Source organism: Lysinibacillus sp. NPDC096418, assembly GCF_044762775.1.
Lineage (GTDB): Bacteria > Bacillota > Bacilli > Bacillales_A > Planococcaceae > Lysinibacillus.
This window is the reverse complement of record NZ_JBIWEY010000020.1, coordinates 1-21228: the sequence shown is the minus strand read 5'-3', so window position 1 is coordinate 21228 and position 21228 is coordinate 1. Positions and strand designations below refer to the sequence as shown.

Here is a 21228-nt window from a genome sequence, read left to right as displayed (position 1 = left end):
TTGTAAAATTGATTTTTCCATCTAATGATTATTTTCTTCATCAATTATAGAATTTTAATACAATCTCAGTTCCATCTCCTAAATTACTTTTAACAAATATTTGTCCTCCATGAGCTAATGTTAGTTGCTTAGCTATGCTCATACCTAAACCAGAACCAATTGTATTCTCTTCTGAGTTAGTACCTCGATAATAACGCTCAAATAATTTATCTAAAGTTGATTGATCCATCCCATTTCCATTATCTCGAATTATCACAGCGAAGCTATTATCATGTTCTTTCTTAACAATAATATCAATTTTAGTATTTGGTGGATTATGCTTAGTAGCATTAGAAATCATATTATCAATAATACGGGTAAACCATTTTATATCAAGAGGATATAAAATTGGCTCTTCAGAATCATAAAAAGAAAAGTCATAAGTTGTAAATTGCGGATCGTTAATAAAATGTAAAACTGATCTTCGAGTTACTTCATTTACATCTTGATTTTTGCAATACATTGGTAATGCATTGTTTTTTAGACGGTAAGATAGGCTTAAATCATCAATTAGTTCTAACATAAATGTTGATTTCTCTCTTAGTGTTTTCCCTATTCTTTGAAATTCTTCTTGTGACCATTTGTAAGGAGCTGATTCAAGCACATGTGCATATCCTTTAATGGAAGATAATGGTGTTTTCAGATCATGGGAGACACCAACTATCCATTCTTCACTGGTTTGCTCAATTTGTTTACGAAGCATTTCATTCTGTTCTAATTTCTGCTTTAAACCATACAGAGAATCAATTACTTCTCGGAGTAATTGATAGGAACGTTTCATCTTCCCTCGACGATTTAATGTATAATATTTCATCTTAGTTTGTTCATTATAGTTACCATCCGCCAACCTTTGAATAAAGTTAATAATATAAAGAAATGGTTGTCCAAATTGTTTGCCATACCAAAATGCTATGGCTACTATAAATATGATAAGAGCTACTCCATATATTAGTAGTGCTTTCTCTATATAGAATGAGGTATTATCTCCTACCTCTGCCATTTTTACAGGCGCCAATGTAAGATCAACAACCCATGTTTGCTGTTTCTCTGGATCATAATAAACGTATTGGCTACCGTTATTTCTGAGGTTATCCGCCTCATTTCCTAGTACGTTTTCAAGATTGAGCTTCTCTATTGGTTCACTGACTTCTCCAAAATTCCGCACTACTTCCCCACTTGCTGAAAAAATTTGTAATGCCCCATTACTTTCTTGTAATAGCTGTTCTCCAAGCTGAGATAAGTGATGACCGTCCCATTCTACTGATAACTTTTCTGCTAGCTGTCTCGCAGGACGCTTTTGACCAATTACAACAAAATAAGTTTGTCCACTTTTCGTCTCTTGACTAATAGTGAGGTCATATGGAAAAGGTGAACTCTTCTGCCAGAAAGCCATTAGTTCACCAGGTGTATAGCGCATTGGGACATCCGATGGAAGGTTTGAAGAAGCCAACATTCTACCTTGAGAGTCCAATATTTGTAACCACTCTTCACGTTTTTCTATAACAGAGACGCTTTTAGATTCTAATATTACATTATCATTCTCTATCAAAAAAGTTTGCCTTAAAGCACTATTGCTGCTACTCGATAATTGCTGTGTTTCGGGTTCACTTTCTAATTGCATACCAACATACACTAAAAAAATGATTGTGCCTATTGCCAGGGCTACCAACACAAAAACAATTTGCGAGATAAAAGTAAAGGTGAGCCGACGACTAATTCGATTCATTACATACCCTCTTTTTGGATTAATTTATAGCCAAGTCCCCTTATAGTTAATAGATACTGCGGAGCTTTCATATCTTTCTCAATTCGCTCCCTGATGCGTCCAATGTGGACCGAGACAGTATTATCATCACCAAAGCTATTTTCCCCCCATACAGCCTCATATAATTGACTTTTTGTAAATATTTGATTTGGGTGCTTACAAAAAAATAATAGTAATTGAAATACCTGTGCTGGACAGGGCATTACATTGCCGTCAACCATTAATTCCCCTGCACGCTCATTAATTTGAAAGCGACCAAAATCATAAATATACGAATTCGTAGATATATTCGTTGTTCTTTCATCATCATGTAATTTAACACGGCGTAGTTGCGCCTTCATTCTTGCTACTACTTCTAATGGATTAAAGGGTTTAGTAATATAATCGTCCCCGCCCATAGCGAAGCCTGTTAATTTCTCTAAATCTGAGTTTTTGGCTGTTATAAATAATATCGGGGCATCCGTTGTCACTCGTAGGAATGGACAAATATCAAATCCACTTTTATCTGGTAGCATTACATCTAGAAGAATTATGTCATATTTCTTCCTTTCGCACGCATTTAACGCCTCTTGAGCAGTACTTGCACTATCAATTTGTCTAAAACCTTCCTTATTTAAAATCAACTGTAACATGTCCCGAATTGCCGGTTCATCGTCAACAAGTAAAATCAAAACATCCTGCAAATTCATATTTGAATCTATCCTTTCTCGATAAGCATGGTCTTAATTGTATCATTTAAATACATTGTATGAATGGATAAACACATATGCATTTGTCACTATTCCATTGAAAATAAACAGAACTTAAACTGCGATGTTAAAAGTTTATTGAAATGTAATTTACCGTTTCGGCTTTCGTTAAATCTAACTTGTATACTCTAGGAAAAGCGTGAAAGATATTTTCTACTATAGGAGGAACTACAATGATTGCGATTTGGAAAAAAGAATTTATTCAATCGTTCAGCAGTGTCTTTTCATTCATTACGATTGGAATTTTTATTGCTGTTTCATATTACTTATCAGATTTTGTCTCAAAGAGCAGCCTTATTACCGGCATTAAATTTGCAGAAGCTGGATACGTTAGTGGGCTGGTGTTCCTAATTTATGTTATGGGCTTTTTATTTATCTTTTCTTTATTTCATGACACAATTAATCGAGAAACAGAAAGCAGGACAATTCGATTCCTCGTCACAAAAACATCTCGATCATCCATTATTATAGGAAAATTATTAGGAATCTTTTCATACTGGTTTGTTTGTTTGCTAATATCATTTAGTATCATCGCATTCTTTTCTCACCAGTTCTATATCAAAACATTTGTTAGCTTATTTGTTATGCTAGCGTATATTGTGGCTCTTTGTGTGTTAATGTCATGCCTCATTCCTAAAAGATCGATGTCAATGTTTGTAGGATTATTGTTGAGTATTTCTATTCCTACCTTTGGCTTATGGAGCCTTTTCTCGGAGAAATTATGGTTAAAAGTTTTTAAATATACAACTCCATACCATTACATGCTTGAAGGTGGAAAAAGTGGATGGATTACAGTTCTTCTATTTGCAGCCATTATGGTTGGGGTTTCGATACTTAGTCTTCATAGGAGGGATTTATAATGGCTGTTATTGAAACAATTGATTTAAAAAAATCCTATCACAAGCATTTAGTAGTCCGTGGGATTAATCTACAAGTACAAGAAGGAGAAATCTTTGGCTTTCTTGGAAGAAATGGCGCAGGAAAAACAACATTCATCAATATGCTTACAGGGATTGTTCTTCCAACTAGTGGGCAATTTCGAATATTAGGTGTTTCAAATAATCAGCTCGATCGTGTCAAACACAAAGTAGGTGTTCTTCCAGACTACACAGAATTTTACACTAACGATACAGCTCTTGAACATCTTCAATTTTTTGCAAGCGTACAAAAGCATAAGGTTACAAGACAACAATGTATGGATCTATTAGAGCAGGTTGGGTTAAAGGACGCTATACATGTCAAAACAAAAAAATTCTCTTTCGGGATGAAAAAAAAGCTAGGAGTAGCACAAGCTGTAATAGGAAATCCAGAACTTATTTTCCTTGATGAGCCTACTTCTGGAATGGATCCAGAATCTGCTCTAGAGATGCAAAAATTTATTCGTACATTAGCAAGTCAAAAAAAGACTATTTTTATGACGTCCCATAATTTATATGAGGTTGAAAAACTATGTAGTCGCGTTGCTATTATGAAAAAAGGAATCATTTCAGGTCTAGGTACAATTGAACAGTTACAGCAACAATTTCAGACTAGTATTGAAACAACCATAAAGTTATTTCCTAAAAGTGATACTTTGTATCGTAATGCACGAGAAGAAATAGAAACTTGGACTACAGTTAAATACTGGGATAAATATCGACTTACTGCTGAAATACAAAATGAATCTGATATTGCCAGAATCGTACATTCTCTATGCAATTTTGAGACTGATGTATTCGATATTCAGACAAATCGTCCTTCCTTAGAAGATATATTTATGAATGATTGAACATAAACAGAGTGAATAAATATATCCTTTCACTTTTAAGTAAACTATAGAAATATCCTAGATGTATAAAAGAATCCGTTAAACACTCACTCTGTAATGGGCTGTCCGAGGATTTTAACTCAAAATAAAAAAAATGCCAAAACGCTGATTTAACAGCGTTTTGGCATTTTAAAATTGAAGTGATTTTTGCTAAAAGGGACTTCTAGACATCTCCATTAATAGCATCTATCTCAATTATATATTTAAGAATGTTGATATTATTGGATAATGGTAGTTTAGACTTTGATGTCCCTTTACAATCAAACACGAACCTAGAAAATAAAATAGTAATCTATAGGTTCGTTTTTGTTTATTTTGTTAAGGCTTTCATATCTGCAACTATTGTATCTACTGGTACATCTGTTGTACCGTTATAGTCTTTTACAACAACGCCATCCGCATCCACTAAATAATAACTCGACATATGCATAACTTGATCTGTCTTAGGATCATTCCTTACGTGCGAATTGAATGATCTTCTAGCAAATTGTTCAATATATTGTTGCTTATAGCCCGTTAAAAGCTGCCATTTACTCGCGTCAGCTACTGAATATGTATGTAAATACTCAGTTAATACCTCAGGTGTATCGACCTCTGGATCAATGCTGAAGGCTACAATATTATAGTCTTCAATTTTCTCGTCTATTAGTGCCTTTTGTACTTCGGCCATATTATAAGTCATTGGCGGACATATTGAATTACAATTTGTGAAAATAAACATTGCTAGCCAGGGCTTTCCCTTGAACGTATTTAATGTCACTTCTTCATTATTCTGATTTGTTTGTGTAAAATCCTCTACTTGAATATCATGCTCTGCTTGGAATTTATAAGTTCCACAGGATGCTAATAAACTGCCCACAGTAATTAGCATAATTAGCAACAAATTTTTCTTTTTCATAAATTGGAGCACTTCCCTTTAATTATTCGTCGCTTTTAATTGTATATAGAATAGTAGTTAAAAACAAGATTATGTAATTTACATTGTGTCGAAAAATAGTTTAATTGTATATTGCTGGGTTTATTAAATCCTTTAATTCCCATATATATCAACGGTTTTAGAATTTTTTTTTCACCTTTTTTTCCTTTATTTCGTTATTTCCCAAGCAGTCATTTTTTTGTTATATAACAATACATTCTTGCTTTATTCTTTTTCATTTATTCCAATTTCAAAATAGTGATTTAATCAATCTTCTCTTTAAAGTTTATATTTTCTAAACAATTCGCAAATATTCTAACATTACTAGTATCGAAATATTATTCTAAAGAAAATTAAGATTCTCTTTAAAACGGAATATTTCTGTTAAACCCTTATTATTTCTATGTTATTTCCAACCGCATAATTAGACAAAAAATTTTAAAAACTCTAAATTTAGTATTGCATTATAGGATTATACCTCATAAAATAAGTGAATATAGCGGTGAATAACAAAGAAATATACCGTTTAAAACAGAAATATATAACTTTAGGGGGAATAATATTGGCTAACATTAGTGGAGACAAAAACATACATTCGATTGACTATAATGCAATTGAAGCTATGGAATCGTTCAACAAATTCGTGAAAAAGAAAAATACTTTCCTTTTCTCGATCACTGCAGGGTTTTTATTTCTTTACATCTTACTTCCAATCCTTGCTTTCCAGCCTGTACTACAACAAAAAATTATTGGAAGCATCACAGGGGTTTGGGTATATTCAGCAGGATTATTCATCATGACAATTGTTCTTTGTACAATCTATATAAAAAAAGCAGCTTCATTTGATAAGGCTGCAGCTGCAGTTATTGCGGAGTATCATGCGAAAGGCGGAAAATAAATGAATTTAGTAACAGTAGGTTTCTTCTTAGGAATCGTAGGTTTAACATTAATAGTCACATATATTGCAGCGAAACGTACCTCTTCTGCAAGTGACTTCTATACTGCAGGCGGTGGACTTAAGGGCTGGCAAAATGGATTTGCGATTGCTGGTGACTATTTATCCGCAGCTGCGTTCCTTGGGGTGTCCGGTGCAATTGCATTAACTGGTTTTGATGGTTTCTTCTTCTCGGTTGGTTATGTTGTAGCAAACTTAGTTCTTCTATATATAATTGCAGAACCTATGCGTAATTTAGGCCGTTTTACATTAGCAGATATGTTAACTGCTCGTTTCAATGAAAAACGTATTCGTGGCGTTGCTGCAGCGGGTACAATTATTATTGTTATTCTTTATATGATTGCACAACTTGTAGGTGCAGGTGCACTTATTAAGTTACTATTTGGTATTGAGTACTGGATTGCTGTTTTAATCGTAGGTGTAATGATGACTGTTTATGTATTATTTGGTGGTATGACAGCAACTTCTTGGGTTCAAATTATTAAAGCTGCACTACTTTTATTTGGCACCGGCTTACTTGCAACACTAGTTCTTATTAAATTCGATTTCTCTTTAGTAAAGATGTTTGATACAATCGCGACAGATCATGGCGAAGAGTTTTTAGTACCAGGTTTAAAATATACAAGTTCTATTGACTCTGTATCGATGATGATGGCGCTTGTATTAGGTACGTCTGGTTTACCTCATATTTTAATGCGTTTCTTTACAGTTAAAGATGCGAAAACTGCACGTTCATCTATTTCTTGGACAACTTGGATTACGGCTATTTTCTTCTCATTAACTATTTTCTTAGGTTTTGGTGCTATGCATTTTGTAGGTTTAGACAATATTCTTGCTGAAAGTAAAGCCGGTAATACAGCTGCCCCACTTCTTGCTAATTACCTTGGTGGCGATGTATTGATGGCATTTATCGGTGCCGTAGCTTTCGCAACAATTTTAGCTGTAGTATCTGGTTTAGTATTAACAGGGGCTTCTGCGATTTCTCACGATATTTATGGTGAAATTATTAAAGATGGTAAATTAACAGAGAAACAACAAGTTTTAGCCGCTCGTACTGGATCTATCTCAATTGCAATTGTTTCTATCATCCTTGCGTTATTTGCACAAAGTCTAAACGTTTCATTCTTAGTATCATTTGCCTTCTGTATTGGGGCTTCTGCAAACCTTCCAGTTATTCTTTACACAATTTACTGGAAAAAGTTCAACTCTACTGGTGCCGTAACAGCAATGGTAACAGGTTTAGTATCATGCTTAGTTTTAGGGGCAATGGGGCCAAATATTTGGAGTCCAGTTGAAGGCGCTGCTATTTTCGTTGGTAACCCACTTGTGCCACTTTCGGTACCAGCAATTATTACAATTCCCCTTGGCTTTATAGCTGGTTATTTAGGTTCTGTACTATCAACGAACAAAGTTTCTCAAGAAGAAGCCGATCGTATTTACAAGGAAATTCGCGTGAAAGCAAATACAGGCGTATCCGTTTCAGATATTTCTCATTGATTTTGTAAAAAAACTCGACCTAGGTCGAGTTTTTTTCTATTTATTTACACAAAAATCAAGGTAATTTATTTATCCAGCAATACTATTCCAAATAAAAAATCTTCAAAAATTGTCTTTTTCAGATAAAATAATTTACACAAATTTTCTAAAAAAAACATCTTTTCTCTCAAAAATAGCTTCTTGTTTTTTGTCAAGAACCTAGTATTCTCTATGCCTCGTTTATTTATCTGAATATTCCAAAACCCTTTATTTTCTAGGCTTTGTTGTGTATTTTCTGTTTAAAGTCTATTTTTTTAAAAATTTTTTTTACATAATTTTTCTAAAATGTATTGCAATTTAGTGAACCGTCTCATAAAATTAAGATGTGAATTCACTAAAGTAGCAAAATCAAGTATTGAAGCAGTAAAAATAAACACAAAATGGGGAATGTTTATGGCGAACAATCAAACTAGCAAAAACATCGTGATTGATTACGATGCAATTGCAAAACAAGAATCGTTTAAAGCACTTGTACGAAAAAAGTCAGCGTTTCTTTGGTCGATAACAGTATTTTTCTTAGCGGCTTACATGTTACTTCCAATTCTTACTTCGTACACAACAATATTACACCAAAAGGCATTTGGGGAAATGACTTGGGTGTGGATTTACTCAGCAGGATTATTCATTATGACTTGGGGATTAGCGCATTTATACGTAGCGAAAGCAAATAGCTTTGACAGAGAAGCAAAAGCGATTATCGCTGAATATGAAAACGGAGGTGGCCGCCGATGAGCATTATTGCATTATCTTTCTTCGTAGCAATTGTAGGTCTTACATTAGTAGTAACATGGTGGGCATCTAAACGTACTTCTTCTGCAAGTGATTTCTACACTGCAGGTGGTGGTTTAACTGGCTGGCAAAATGGACTAGCTATTGCTGGTGACTATTTATCAGCAGCATCATTTTTAGGGATTGCTGGTGCCGTTGCATTATTCGGTTTCGATGGCTTCTTCTTCTCTATCGGATACTTAGTAGCTTATTTAGTGGTGCTATACATAGTAGCAGAGCCACTACGTAACCTTGGTAAATTCACATTAGCTGACATGATCACAGCACGTTTCAACAGTCCAAAAGTTCGTGGTACAGCTGCCTTAAGTACAATTACAATTGTACTGTTCTATATGATTGCACAGTTAGTTGGTGCAGGTGCACTTATTAAATTACTTTTAGGTATTGAATACTGGGCTGCAGTACTACTTGTAGGTGTTATGATGACAACATACGTATTATTCGGTGGTATGACAGCAACATCTTGGGTACAAATCATCAAAGCTGCACTTCTAATGTTAGGTACTGTTATTATCTCATTCTTAGTGTTAAAAGAGTTCGGTTTCAGTATTTCAACGATGTTCACACAAATGGCAACAGAAACTGAGCATGGTGCAGCATACTTAAATCCAGGTCTTAAGTATACTAACGGCATTGATACAATCTCAATGTTAATTGCATTAGTATTAGGTACTGCGGGTCTTCCACATATCCTAATGCGTTTCTTCACAGTAAAAGATGCGAAAACTGCTCGTTCTTCAGTAATTTGGGCAACTTGGATTGTAGGTATCTTCTACGTTCTTACAATTTTCTTAGGCTTCGGTGCTGCTGCATTCGTAGGTTCTGAAAAAATTATTGCAGAGAACGCTGCTGGTAATATGGCTGCCCCACTTCTTGCACAAGCGCTTGGTGGCGAAATCTTATTCTCATTCGTTTGTGCAGTAGCCTTCGCAACAATTTTGGCGGTAGTTGCCGGGCTTGTACTATCGGGTGCATCTGCCCTATCACATGATATTTACGGTCAAATTATTAAAAAAGGTAAAGTATCAGAAAAAGAGCAAGTACTTGCAGCTCGAATCGGTTCGATCACAATTTCTGTTGTTTCTATCTTACTTGCATTAGGTGCACAAACATTAAACGTTGCATTTTTAGTATCACTAGCATTCTGTATCGCAGGTTCTGCTAACTTACCAGTAATCATCTACACAATTTACTGGAAACGCTTCAACACAGCTGGTGCGGTAACAGCAATGTTAACGGGCTTAATCTCAGCATTAATCCTTGTAGCTGTATCTCCAAACGTTTGGAATCCAGTTGAAGGAAAAGCAATCTTCGTTGGTGACCCGTTAATTATGTTAACTAACCCAGCACTTATCTCTGTACCACTTGGCTTCTTAGGTGGTGTCATTGGTACATTACTTTCTAAAGAAAACGACGAAGCGAAATACCGTGAAGTAGATGTTAAAGCAAACACTGGTATTTCAGTACAAGACGTTTCTCACTAATTATTATGACCAAAACCTCGTAGGTATTTTCCTTACGAGGTTTTACTTTTACTCCTCTATTCGGTAATATATTGGAAATAGGAGTTGGAGGTAGGCTTATGACACAATCAAATGCAAAAAAGAAACGGCTTCATCTTAAGCGAATGAATGGTAAGGATGTCGAAAAAGAACGTCAATCCTCCCCATTCAGTACACATGAACGTGTTACAAAAACTAAAAAAGAGAGTATTGAACATAATTTCACTAAATACAAAAAACACAACCACTTTGAAGATTAAAATAGTGGTTGTGTTTTTTCGTTTATCAACCAAGCATTTAGAATCCTCAGTATTCTAAATGCCAAGTTTTATTTGTTTGAAGACGTGCTAAGTTCCCTCATTAAAATAACTGTCATTAAGTTATAACATATTGACTCAAATGTACTCATATAGGAGTCAACCATACAAAGAGAGAGTGAAATAGCTTCTGTTAGGTCTATGCTAGTTAAATGATGGTATGTAACTGCAAAAACAGATACTTCAAGTAAATACCCAAATAACCGCTTCTAGGCATGATCTGCCCAGTCTAACTGAGGGATGTATTTATTTATTTTTTGTAATTTAGCAAGCCTTGACTCAAAATCCTAGATTACATGTTTTGAACCATCACGAAGTAGTTCAAGCAAGCTTTGTATATAGAATGCCCTCTCCTTTAGTATGAAGATGCGAGTTCTTCTTATGCTTTAAAATATTTTGTTTATCTAGATTGATGGAAGAAGAAAGTATAATCTCTGTGAATTTATCTAGTTTACGAGATACAAAGCTTCATATGAGTAATTCACCTGTAGGTCCGTTACCATCAAACCACCATAATGATAAAAAACACTGATTTTAGTTAAGGAATGGTAATTACAGACCTTATTAAAAAAACTAGCTACTTTTAATATCTGCGAAAATACTTTAATCTAGACTCGACCTCTATCAAATATGCTACAAAACCTTTTAATAAAAAAAGCCCCGTCCTCGAAAGGAACATGGGCTTAATTGTTTATGATTCTTTTTTTTCTTTTAATACATGTGAAATTGCACCATCAGAGGCTACGTCGACTTTGAATGAGCCGTTTGAATGGCGGTCGGCACGAGTTAGTGTTTTAACGTCTAAAACCTCTTGTACGCCCTTCTCCGTCTCCACAATCAATTGCTCATCATCAACTGCTTTTACAACAGCTACAATACGATGTGGATTTGCCTTCAATTCAGTAAGTACTTTTAAACCTCGTTTTGCACGATTTGTAGCATCTACCTCAGCTACATTCATTTTCTTAACAGCACCACGTTGCGTTACGATGACCACATATTCTGCTTCGTTTGGATTTAGAATATTGACGCCAACTAATGCTTCCCCGTCTTTTAACGTAATACCTTTTACCCCGCCTGTTTTGACACCAGTGACTGGTAACTCTTCAATTGGGAAACGAATTGCATAGGCCGTATCTGTCGTTAATAACAATTCTGCTTCATCCGTAACGAAATCTGCGATAATCATTTCATCACCGGCTTTAACATTCATCGTTTTAATAGGCTTAGAATAACGTGTCACAGCATAGTCTGATAATGGCGAACGTTTAATTTGACCATCTTTTGTTGCTGTTAGAATGTATTTATTTGGTTGATCGAATGTTTCGAAGCCATATACATTTATTATTGACTCATCTTCTCCCGTTGGTACAATACTTGAAATATGTTGACCTAGATCTTTCCAGCGAATATCAGGCAGTTCATGCACTGGCTGATAAATATAATTTCCTCGGCTCGTAAAGAGCAGTAAATGGTGCTGCGTATTTAAGTGATCCTCATACAATAAGTAATCCGATTCTTTCATCGCTATATCTTTCCCGTTTGAAGCAGCATGTGAGCGTGTAGACGTTCGTTTAATGTAACCGTCTTTTGTCACTGTCACGACCACTTCTTCACTCGGTACAAGCACATCTAATGTAATTTTGATTTCTTCAATTTCGCGTTCGATTTTAGAACGACGAGGTTGCATAAAGCGTTTTTTAATGTCTAGTAGCTCTTGTTTAATGACACGAATTAGCTTTGCTTCACTATTTAAAATGCTTTCAAGTTTCGTAATGAGTGCATTTAGTTCATCTTGTTCATGTCGAAGCTCTGTAATATCGGTATTTGTTAAACGGTATAACTGCAAGCTAACAATTGCTTCAGACTGAACTTCTGTAAAATCAAATTTCACTTGTAAATTGGTTTTCGCATCGCGTTTATCATTGGAAGAACGGATTGTTGCGATAACTTCATCTAAAATTGACAATGCTTTGATAAGACCATCGACAATATGTGAACGGTCTTTCGCCTTTTGTAAATCATAAATAGAACGATTTGTGACAATTTCCTTTTGGTGTGCGATATAAGCATCTAAAAGCAATGGTAAAGTCATCATTGTCGGTCGACGATTGTGAATTGCAATCATATTAAAGTTATAAGCAACTTGTAAATCCGTTGTTTTATATAAGTAGTTTAAAATACCTTGACCTGGAATATCCTTTTTTAGCTCAATAACAACACGTAAGCCTGTGCGGTCTGATTCATCGCGAATTTCAGCAATGCCGTCAAGACGTTTGTCGACACGCTGTTCGTCAATCTTTTTCACGAGATTCGCTTTATTGACATCATATGGCAACTCTGTAATGACAATTTGCTCTTTACCGCCTTTTAGCGGTTCAATGTTTGCTAGTGCACGTACGATAATTTTACCACGACCTGTTTCATACGCTTTCTTAATGCCGTCTACCCCTTGAATAATCCCGCCTGTAGGGAAATCAGGACCTTTTATAACCGTCATTAGCTCATCAACAGTCGCTGATGGGTTCTCTAAGCGCATTAAGACAGCGTCAAGAACTTCATCTAGTGCATGAGGAGGAATATCTGTCGCATACCCTGCTGAGATCCCGGTAGAACCATTCACAAGGAGATTCGGGAAGCGTGATGGTAAAACAGTTGGCTCCATATCTTGATCATCAAAATTTGGCACAAATTCAACTGTATTTTTTCCGATATCACGAAGCATTTCAGAAGCGATTGCTGAAAGTCGCGCTTCTGTATAACGCATTGCTGCCGGTGGATCACCATCGACCGAACCGTTATTACCATGCATTTCTATGAGCATATGACGAGCTTTCCAATCTTGACTCATACGCACCATTGCTTCATATACTGAACTATCACCATGCGGATGGTAGTTACCGATTACGTTACCGACTGTTTTTGCAGATTTACGGAAAGGTTTTTCGTTTGTATTCCCTTCTGTAAACATCGCAAATAATATGCGGCGTTGTACTGGCTTAAGACCGTCACGTGCATCAGGCAACGCGCGGTCTTGAATAATATATTTACTATAGCGACCAAAACGGTCACCCATTACTTCTTCTAAAGGTAAGTCTTGATACTTTTCCGTACTAGTCATGCTTGGTCCTCCTCTTGTTGGATGAATTCATTATCTAGAATATTTGAATCATCCTCCATACCGAAGTTTACATTTGCTTCGATCCATTTGCGGCGTGGCTCTACTTTGTCACCCATTAACGTTGTAACACGTCGTTCAGCACGAGCACCGTCCTCAATTGTTACACGAATCAATGTACGTGTTTCAGGATTCATTGTTGTATCCCATAATTGATCAGCGTTCATCTCACCAAGTCCTTTATAACGCTGAAGTATATAGCCCTTCCCTATTTTTTTAATAGCGGACTGTAAATCATTTTCTGTCCAAGCGTATTCAATGACTTCTTTTTTACCTGTACCCTTAGATACTTTGTATAGCGGTGGTAGCGCAATGAAGACTTTTCCTGCCTCAATTAGTGGACGCATATAACGATAAAAGAATGTTAATAGCAAGACTTGAATATGTGCACCGTCTGTATCGGCATCGGTCATGATGACAACTTTATCATAGGCGGAATCTTCTACAGAAAAATCAGTCCCAACACCAGCACCAATTGCGTGAATAATTGTTGAGATTTCCTCATTTTTCATAATGTCCTGAAGCTTCGCCTTTTCAGTATTAATTACTTTTCCGCGTAGAGGCAAGATTGCTTGGAACGTACGGTCACGACCTTGCTTAGCTGAACCTCCTGCGGAATCACCTTCGACTAAGTATAATTCATTTCTAGCTGCATTACGGGACTGTGCAGGCGTTAACTTACCTGACAGGAGTGTACTTGCCTTTTTGTTTTTCTTACCGTTACGAGCATCTTCACGTGCTTTACGAGCCGCTTCACGTACTTGCTGCGCTCGAATTGCCTTACGAACAAGGGACGCAGATAGCTCAGCATTCTCCTCAAGCACATATAAAATTTGCTCAGATACAACAGAATCGACTGCTGAACGTGCTTCACTAGTACCTAGCTTACTTTTCGTTTGTCCTTCGAATTGCAGTAAATGCTCAGGAATACGAACTGAAATAACTGCTGATAAGCCCTCGCGAATGTCCGAACCTTCAAGATTTTTGTCTTTTTCTTTTAATAAGCCAATTTTACGAGCATATTCATTAAATACACGAGTTAATGCCGTTTTAGCACCCGTTTCATGCGTACCGCCATCTCGTGTACGTACGTTATTGACGAACGATAAAATAGTCTCTGAATAACCATCATTATACTGGAAAGCAAATTCGACTTCGATTTCATCCTGTGTTCCCTCAACATATTTAACCGGATGGAGTATGTCTTTTTCCTCGTTCAAATACGCAACGAAAGCTTCTATTCCGTTTTCATAAAAGAAAACATCCTCTTTGCCTTCCCCGCGTTCATCGATTAATTCAATTCTTAAGCCTTTTAGTAAAAATGCAGATTCACGTAAACGTTCTGCAAGCGTATCATAGTTGAATTTAGTCACAGAGAAGATCGTATCATCTGGTAAGAAATGTACAAGCGTCCCTGTTTGTTTTGTATTACCGATTACTTCAAGTGTTGTTGCTGGGTTTCCGCCATTTTCAAAACGTTGTTTATATTTTTTTCCATCACGATGAATCGTTACTTCTAAAAATGTCGACAAGGCGTTCACAACAGATGAACCTACACCGTGCAAACCACCACTCGTTTTATAACCGCCTTGTCCAAATTTTCCACCTGCATGTAACACTGTGAAAATTATTTCTGGCGTCGGCTTGCCCATTTTGTGCATACCAGTTGGCATACCTCGTCCGAAATCTCGAACGCTTAAACTTTGGTCTTGATGTATTGTGACAATGATATGAGAACCAAAGCCAGCAAGTGCTTCATCCACCGCATTATCTACAATTTCATACACAAGGTGATGAAGTCCTCGACCATCTGTGGAACCAATATACATGCCGGGTCGCTTTCGCACCGCTTCTAATCCTTCTAAAACTTGAATTGCGTCATCATTATAGACGCTAGGTGACTGTTTATTCGCCAAAAGATTCCCCTCCAAAAAACAAACGCATGTTCTGATAACGTTCTCATCCTAATAATAATAGCATTCGTTGTCAATAGCCAGTACTAGGCCCAAATAAATTTATATTATTATTCCTTGACTTAGAAATAAAAGATAGACTTCTATTCTACCAAAGGAAAGTAAGATTGACAAAATCCCCTTTTTACCTATATTTTAAAGAAAGCTTTTCTCTTATGATAAAGAATTCCCGATTGATTAGGTATTTTCCTTCATAACATTGTGAATTGTAAAGAAAAAGTGTAAAATAATCATCACAAAGTATTAGTACCAAGTGATAATTTTTATGTGAAATGAAAGGAGCTTATCAATGATAAATGGTTTTATTATTTTATGTGCTTATCTAATCGGCTCTATACCATCTGGGTTATGGATTGGAAAAATCTTTTACAAAATGGATATACGAGAGCACGGTAGCGGTAACTTAGGCGCTACGAATACTTTTCGTATTTTAGGAAAAAAAGCAGGTCTGATTGTAACAATTATGGATGTCTTAAAAGGAACAGCGGCTGTTTTATTGGCGTCGTTACCTTTTTTTACTGAAGCTACGGTTCATCCAATGATTCTTGGCGTTTTAGCAGTATTCGGTCATATGTTTCCTGTGTTTGCGAGTTTCCGTGGTGGTAAAGCAGTTGCTACATCTGCCGGTGTGGTACTTGGCTATTCTTGGCCATTTTTTATCGTATTATTCTTTACGTTCTTCATCACATTAAAAATCACGAAAATTGTTAGTTTAACATCGATCATTGCCTCTGGGCTGGCACTTATTTATTCAATCGTTTATTATTTTGTTACAGGTGATTTTGCATTATTAATCTTAGTGGCGTGTCTATTCAGCTTTATTGTCTATCGCCATCGCGCAAACATCGCTCGTATTAAAAATGGTACTGAACCAAAAGTGAAATGGATTTAAAGTGAGGAAGGATCATAACATGAAGATTACACTAACTGATGCAGCGCTTGAATGGTTTAAGCATGAAATGGAAGTTGAAAAAGGTGATAACATTCGTTTTTATGCACGATATGGTGGCTTAAGTCCTTTCCACGAAGGTTTTTCCCTCGGTATGACACGCGAGGAGCCAATCGACATTGGTGCTCAAACGGTTGTCGATGGCATTACGTACTACATTGACGAAAAAGATTTATGGTTTTTTAATGAGCATAATTTACATATTGATGTAGATAGTAACATTGATGAATTAAATTACGCTTATACAAAATAGCAATTTAGAGATTGTCTCAGGCTTTTGAGACAATCTCTTTTTGTTTTACTAGCGATTTTTTGTTTATCTCGATAAAAAGTTGTATATCCTCTTATTAGCTCAATGAATAGATGGAGGAGGATTTTTAAGTGAGTAGTTCAAAAAATAATAACGATACCTCTCAATCAACATCAAGCTCTTCGAAGGATTTACTTAATCAATCTCTTTCAAAAAATATTCAAATCATTAAAGAAGCAGTTGGTAATAGTAACGATATTGTCATACGGGAGTTTTTTATTGGGAAATCAGAGAATCATCCCATGGCAATCGTTTACACAGATGGTTTAGCCGATCAAACAGCAATATCGGATTTTATAATGGAATCTCTTATGTTGGATTTAGATAAGACGATTGAAGTTAAATCAGAAGCACTCAACCAATATTTAAAAGATACTGGTTTGACAGTCGGTGATGTGAAAGATATTGAAGATTTTTCGACATTGTTTAGTTCAATCATGAATGGAGAAACCGTCATTTTATTAGACGGTGAACCAAAAGGAATTTCGACAAGTACTAAAAAATCTAAGGATCGAGCAATTACTGAACCTACTACGGAATCAGTCGTAAGGGGTCCTAAAGAAGCTTTTACAGAAACACTTCGTACAAACACAGCCATGATACGTCGTAAGATTAAAAATCCTAACCTTTGGATAAAATCGAGGGTTATTGGGAAAGTAACGCAAACAGATATTGCCGTTATGTACATTAATGGCATTGCGAACGAAAAAATTGTAAAAGAGGTTCTCGAACGTTTAGACAGTATTGACATAGATGGCATTCTAGAAAGTAGTTATATTGAAGCGTTGATACAAGATAGTAAATATTCGATATTCCCAACAATTTACAATTCAGAACGACCGGATGTCATTGCAGCTGAATTGTTAGAAGGAAAAATTGCTATTCTCGTGGATGGTACACCCTTTGTTCTTATTGTCCCTGCTTTGTTCACATCTTTTTTACAATCTTCAGAGGACTATTATCAAAATTTCATAATTAGTTCACTTATACGTCTATTGAGATATTTCGGTATAATCATTTCTCTGATTGTCCCTTCTCTATATGTGGCAATCACTACTTTTCACCAAGAAATGTTACCTACGGCTATGTTGATTAGTATCGCCTCACAGCGAGAAGGTGTCCCCTTCCCTGCTGTTGTTGAAGCAATAATTATGGAAATTGCATTTGAAATTTTAAGAGAAGCAGGACTCCGTATGCCGAGAACAATTGGCCCAGCAATTTCAATTGTTGGAACATTGGTTATTGGGCAAGCGGCGGTAGAGGCTGGTATTGTTTCGGCAGTAATGGTAATCATCGTATCATTAACGGCTATTTGTAGTTTTCTCTTCCCCGCTTATGGCTTGTCTAACACAGTCCGTGTCCTGCGTTTTCCTTTAATGCTATTAGCAGGTGGTTTTGGTTTATTTGGAGTGATGATCGGAGTAATGGCTTTAATCCTTCATTTATGCAGTTTACGCTCTTTTGGTGTTCCTTATATGAGTCCTTTTGCACCATTAGTTCCTGATGATCAAAAGGATGCATTAATACTGTTTCCACGTGGATTATTATTAAAGCGACCACGCTTAGTTAGTCAGATAAACAATATTAGGGGAAAAAAGCCGTTAAATAATAAAAATAATAATTAACCATACATGTACAAAAATGAGGTATCCAATATGAAGAAGGTATTAACATTTATGCTACTAACTTTGCTTACTCTTGTCTTGAGTGGATGTTGGAGTAAACGTGAATTAAATGAGCTTGCTATTGTTGTGGCATTTGGCGTGGATAAAGTGGACGATGGATATGAGGTATCTGTGCAAGTAGTGGACCCTGGAGAAATTTCTTCAAAGCGAGCGACTGGTGTCCGAGCCCCAGTTGTTACCTATCATGCTCAGGGGAAAACCATATTTGAAGCAATTAGGAGAACAACAACACTATCTCCAAGGAAGGCCTATTTTTCTCATCTTCAAGTGGTTGTCTTTGGAGAAAAAGTAGCTTCCGAGGGAATAGAGTCAACAATAGATTTTTTAGCAAGAGATCATGAAATTAGAAATGACTTTAATGTCATAGTAGCCAATCAGACTACTGCCAAGGAAGTATTGAATGTTTTAACGCCAATAGAAAAAGTACCTGCCCAAAAAATAGCAAGCTCTATTCAGAATTCTGAAAAATCATGGGGGTCCACTTTATCTGTCAACATTGATGAATTATTAAATAAGCTTAGAAGTAAAGAACAAAGTCCTGTTTTGTCAGTAATTGACGTAATCGGAAATCAAAAATTAGGCATCGATCAGACAAATGTAGAGAGAATCCAAACACCGGTCATATTGAAATATACAGGGCTGGCAGTTTTTAAACAGGATAAATTAATAGGCGTTTTAACTGAAGATGAAAGTAAAAGTTATAATTATTTGAATAATAACATTAAGAATACAATTGAAGTGATTTCTTGCCCTAAAGAAGGAGAGCTATCAACAGAAATATTAAAATCAAAAGCAAAAGTGAAAGGCAAAATAGAAAACGGTATACCAAAAATTAATATCCATATTGATGTCGAGCAAAATGTTGCAGAAGTTGATTGTAATATTAATTTAGCTGAGAAAGAAACAATTCAAATGATTAATGAAAAAACAAGCCAATTAATTAAGGATAAAGCAGAGCAGGCACTTCATACGATACAACAAACATATAAAGTGGATAACTTAGGATTTAGTGAAGTCCTCCATCGTGAAAACCCTAAAGAATGGAAGAAAATAAAAGATGAATGGACAACATTATTTCCAGAGTTAGAGGTTAAGGTTGAAGTCAAAGTTCGTACACTTGGAGTAGGTACTACGAACGATTCAATATCGAATAAATCAGAGGAGTAATTTTAAATGTTTATAACATTAGGAATATTAGCTATTTCAGCCCTTATTATTTACTTCGAAATACCAAAATTAATAAAAAAAAATGATACTAAAACAATTTGGACATTTTCTATCCTACTATTTCTTGGAACAACCTTAAGTATTGCGAAGGGTTTAAATGCGAATATTCCTAATCCATTAGACTGGATAACCGCTCTTTTTAAGCCTATTGCAGATTTATTAAAAACATTATTAAAGTTTTAAGACTTCTTCTATAAAATTGAAGGAAATTTAGTTGAAAGTAAAAGAGGATAAGTTATGGAAAAACAAGTTATTAGTGCTCGTCAATTTACAATAATTACATTGCTCTGTTCAATAGGTTCAACGATATTAATCATCCCATCAAGCATCGCACAAGTGACTAAACAGGATGCTTGGATTGTAGCTATCATAAGTGTTGCCTTAAGCTTTTTACTAGTAAAGTTATATATATCAGTAGGCAATTCGACGCCAGATTTATCTCTGGTGGAAGCAAATGAAAAAATATTAGGGAAATTTATTGGAAAAGCTGTATCTATCGCGTTTACACTATTTACTTTTCTATCTTCAGGAGAATTACTATATTACATTGGGAATTTTATGCAAACTGAAGTCATGCCTGAGACTCCTACAGTTGCATTTGTGCTATTGTTTATGCTTATTATAATGTTTGCAACTTATTTAGGGTTAGAAGTCTTTGCACGATCTGCAGAAATACTTTTTTCTATTTTTTTGTTCTTTTTTATTATATTTGTTATTTTCATTTCTCCAGATATTAAGATTCAAAATATACAACCGCTCTTTGAAGCAACTACAGGTTCATTTATTTATGGAATTTTACTTTTCGTTAGTACTTCCGCATTCCCGTTAGTTGTTTTATTGATGATTTTTCCCTCTGCCGTCAATGTAAAAAAAGCAGCTCAAAAAGGATTTTACATAGGTACTTTGGTAGGAGGTTTGATATTAATAATATTGATTGCTTTGTCTATTTTAGTCTTGGGAGCAACGAACACAACTTTAAGGACTTTTCCAAGCTATACACTGGCTCAAAGTATTTCAATAGGAAATTTTCTACAGCGTATTGAGATTATTATGGCCTCTATGTGGATTATAACAATATATATTAGAGCGTTCATCTATTTTTACGCATCAGTAAAGGGTTTAGGGCAAGTACTCAATATAAAAGATCACAGGCCACTGATTTTACCACTAGGGATGATTGCAGTCGCACTTTCTCAAATTGTTCATCCAAACATAGTCCATTCAGAAATATTTATTAAGGAAATTTGGATACCTTATTCCTCAATATTTGCTGTCTTCCTACCACTTCTATTATTAATTGTTGCAAAAATCCGAAAAATTCCAGGCAAAGAATCAACCATAAAAACAAGTAACTCCGACAATGATAAGACTGAGCAATCTCTGACTATTAAAGAAAGTCAAACAGAGTAAAACCACCCTTTTTATGAAAAAGGGTGGTTTTTATGTGCGCCTAGCATGGGTGTAGTCTATAGGGTGCAAGTCCCGAACTGTGAAGGCAGAAGTAATAGTTAGCTTAACGCAAGGGTGTTCG

The 21228-nt window shown here is 35.7% G+C and carries 18 protein-coding genes; 13 read left to right on the top strand and 5 right to left on the bottom strand.

Annotation, left to right across the window (positions count from 1 at the left end):
* Positions 1 to 40: 40 nt before the first annotated feature.
* Together ACIQZG_RS14860 and ACIQZG_RS14855 are read right to left on the bottom strand one after the other, a co-directional pair.
* Positions 41 to 1765, bottom strand: coding sequence for a sensor histidine kinase (locus ACIQZG_RS14860; protein ID WP_402756237.1), 1725 nt, complete (start codon positions 1763 to 1765; stop codon positions 41 to 43).
* On the bottom strand, positions 1765 to 2493 hold the full coding sequence (locus ACIQZG_RS14855) for a response regulator transcription factor (protein ID WP_402756236.1): 729 nt from the start codon (positions 2491 to 2493) through the stop codon (positions 1765 to 1767). Before ACIQZG_RS14855 ends, ACIQZG_RS14860 begins: the two co-directional genes overlap by 1 nt.
* Before the next feature lie 233 nt (positions 2494 to 2726).
* Between ACIQZG_RS14855 and ACIQZG_RS14850 the strand changes: the two genes are divergently transcribed.
* Both ACIQZG_RS14850 and ACIQZG_RS14845 read left to right on the top strand, forming a co-directional pair.
* Positions 2727 to 3413 carry an ABC transporter permease gene (locus ACIQZG_RS14850; RefSeq protein WP_402756235.1) on the top strand — a complete coding sequence of 229 codons (687 nt, stop codon included), beginning with the start codon at positions 2727 to 2729 and terminating at the stop codon, positions 3411 to 3413.
* Positions 3413 to 4321 carry an ABC transporter ATP-binding protein gene (locus ACIQZG_RS14845; RefSeq protein WP_402756234.1) on the top strand — a complete coding sequence of 303 codons (909 nt, stop codon included), beginning with the start codon at positions 3413 to 3415 and terminating at the stop codon, positions 4319 to 4321. The genes ACIQZG_RS14850 and ACIQZG_RS14845 overlap by 1 nt, the downstream gene beginning before the upstream one ends.
* A gap of 349 nt (positions 4322 to 4670) precedes the next feature.
* On the opposite strand, the gene ACIQZG_RS14840 is transcribed toward ACIQZG_RS14845, so the two are convergent.
* A complete protein-coding gene (locus tag ACIQZG_RS14840; protein WP_402756232.1) occupies positions 4671 to 5258 on the bottom strand; it encodes an SCO family protein in 588 nt (195 codons plus the stop codon).
* A 640-nt stretch (positions 5259 to 5898) separates the two neighbouring features.
* Here ACIQZG_RS14840 and ACIQZG_RS14835 point away from each other — a divergent pair.
* The 5 genes from ACIQZG_RS14835 to ACIQZG_RS14815 all read left to right on the top strand — a co-directional run bounded on the left by ACIQZG_RS14835 (position 5899) and on the right by ACIQZG_RS14815 (position 10318).
* Positions 5899 to 6174: a DUF485 domain-containing protein gene (locus tag ACIQZG_RS14835; protein WP_402756327.1), complete on the top strand. Its 276-nt coding sequence runs from the start codon at positions 5899 to 5901 to the stop codon at positions 6172 to 6174.
* Positions 6175 to 7728 (top strand): solute symporter family protein, encoded by a 1554-nt coding sequence (locus ACIQZG_RS14830; RefSeq protein ID WP_402756230.1) that lies wholly within the window; start codon positions 6175 to 6177, stop codon positions 7726 to 7728.
* A 432-nt stretch (positions 7729 to 8160) separates the two neighbouring features.
* Positions 8161 to 8499, top strand: a complete 339-nt coding sequence (locus ACIQZG_RS14825) for a DUF485 domain-containing protein (protein WP_402756229.1) — start codon at positions 8161 to 8163, stop codon at positions 8497 to 8499.
* Positions 8496 to 10040 (top strand): solute symporter family protein, encoded by a 1545-nt coding sequence (locus ACIQZG_RS14820; protein ID WP_402756227.1) that lies wholly within the window; start codon positions 8496 to 8498, stop codon positions 10038 to 10040. The genes ACIQZG_RS14825 and ACIQZG_RS14820 overlap by 4 nt, the downstream gene beginning before the upstream one ends.
* Before the next feature lie 98 nt (positions 10041 to 10138).
* Positions 10139 to 10318 (top strand): hypothetical protein, encoded by a 180-nt coding sequence (locus tag ACIQZG_RS14815; RefSeq protein ID WP_402756225.1) that lies wholly within the window; start codon positions 10139 to 10141, stop codon positions 10316 to 10318.
* Between the two features lie 748 nt (positions 10319 to 11066).
* Here the strand turns inward: ACIQZG_RS14815 and parC are convergent.
* On the bottom strand, positions 11067 to 13496 hold the full coding sequence (gene parC, locus ACIQZG_RS14810; RefSeq protein ID WP_402756223.1) for a DNA topoisomerase IV subunit A: 2430 nt from the start codon (positions 13494 to 13496) through the stop codon (positions 11067 to 11069).
* Positions 13493 to 15469: a DNA topoisomerase IV subunit B gene (parE, locus tag ACIQZG_RS14805; protein WP_402756221.1), complete on the bottom strand. Its 1977-nt coding sequence runs from the start codon at positions 15467 to 15469 to the stop codon at positions 13493 to 13495. The genes parC and parE overlap by 4 nt, the downstream gene beginning before the upstream one ends.
* Before the next feature lie 346 nt (positions 15470 to 15815).
* Between parE and plsY the strand changes: the two genes are divergently transcribed.
* From plsY to ACIQZG_RS14775, 6 genes are all read left to right on the top strand, one after another.
* On the top strand, positions 15816 to 16418 hold the full coding sequence (gene plsY / locus ACIQZG_RS14800) for a glycerol-3-phosphate 1-O-acyltransferase PlsY (protein WP_402756219.1): 603 nt from the start codon (positions 15816 to 15818) through the stop codon (positions 16416 to 16418).
* 19 nt (positions 16419 to 16437) lie between these two features.
* Positions 16438 to 16728 carry a HesB/YadR/YfhF family protein gene (locus tag ACIQZG_RS14795; protein WP_402756217.1) on the top strand — a complete coding sequence of 97 codons (291 nt, stop codon included), beginning with the start codon at positions 16438 to 16440 and terminating at the stop codon, positions 16726 to 16728.
* Between the two features lie 128 nt (positions 16729 to 16856).
* Entirely contained in the window at positions 16857 to 18410 is a 1554-nt protein-coding gene (locus ACIQZG_RS14790) for a spore germination protein (protein WP_402756215.1), read from the top strand.
* Between the two features lie 30 nt (positions 18411 to 18440).
* The gene (locus tag ACIQZG_RS14785; RefSeq protein WP_402756213.1) at positions 18441 to 19637 is read left to right on the top strand and encodes a Ger(x)C family spore germination protein; all 1197 of its coding nucleotides are present in this window, start codon (positions 18441 to 18443) and stop codon (positions 19635 to 19637) included.
* Positions 19638 to 19643: 6 nt separating this feature from the next.
* Entirely contained in the window at positions 19644 to 19880 is a 237-nt protein-coding gene (locus ACIQZG_RS14780) for a hypothetical protein (protein WP_402756211.1), read from the top strand.
* 54 nt (positions 19881 to 19934) lie between these two features.
* Entirely contained in the window at positions 19935 to 21107 is a 1173-nt protein-coding gene (locus ACIQZG_RS14775; protein ID WP_402756209.1) for a GerAB/ArcD/ProY family transporter, read from the top strand.
* Positions 21108 to 21228: the final 121 nt, after the last annotated feature.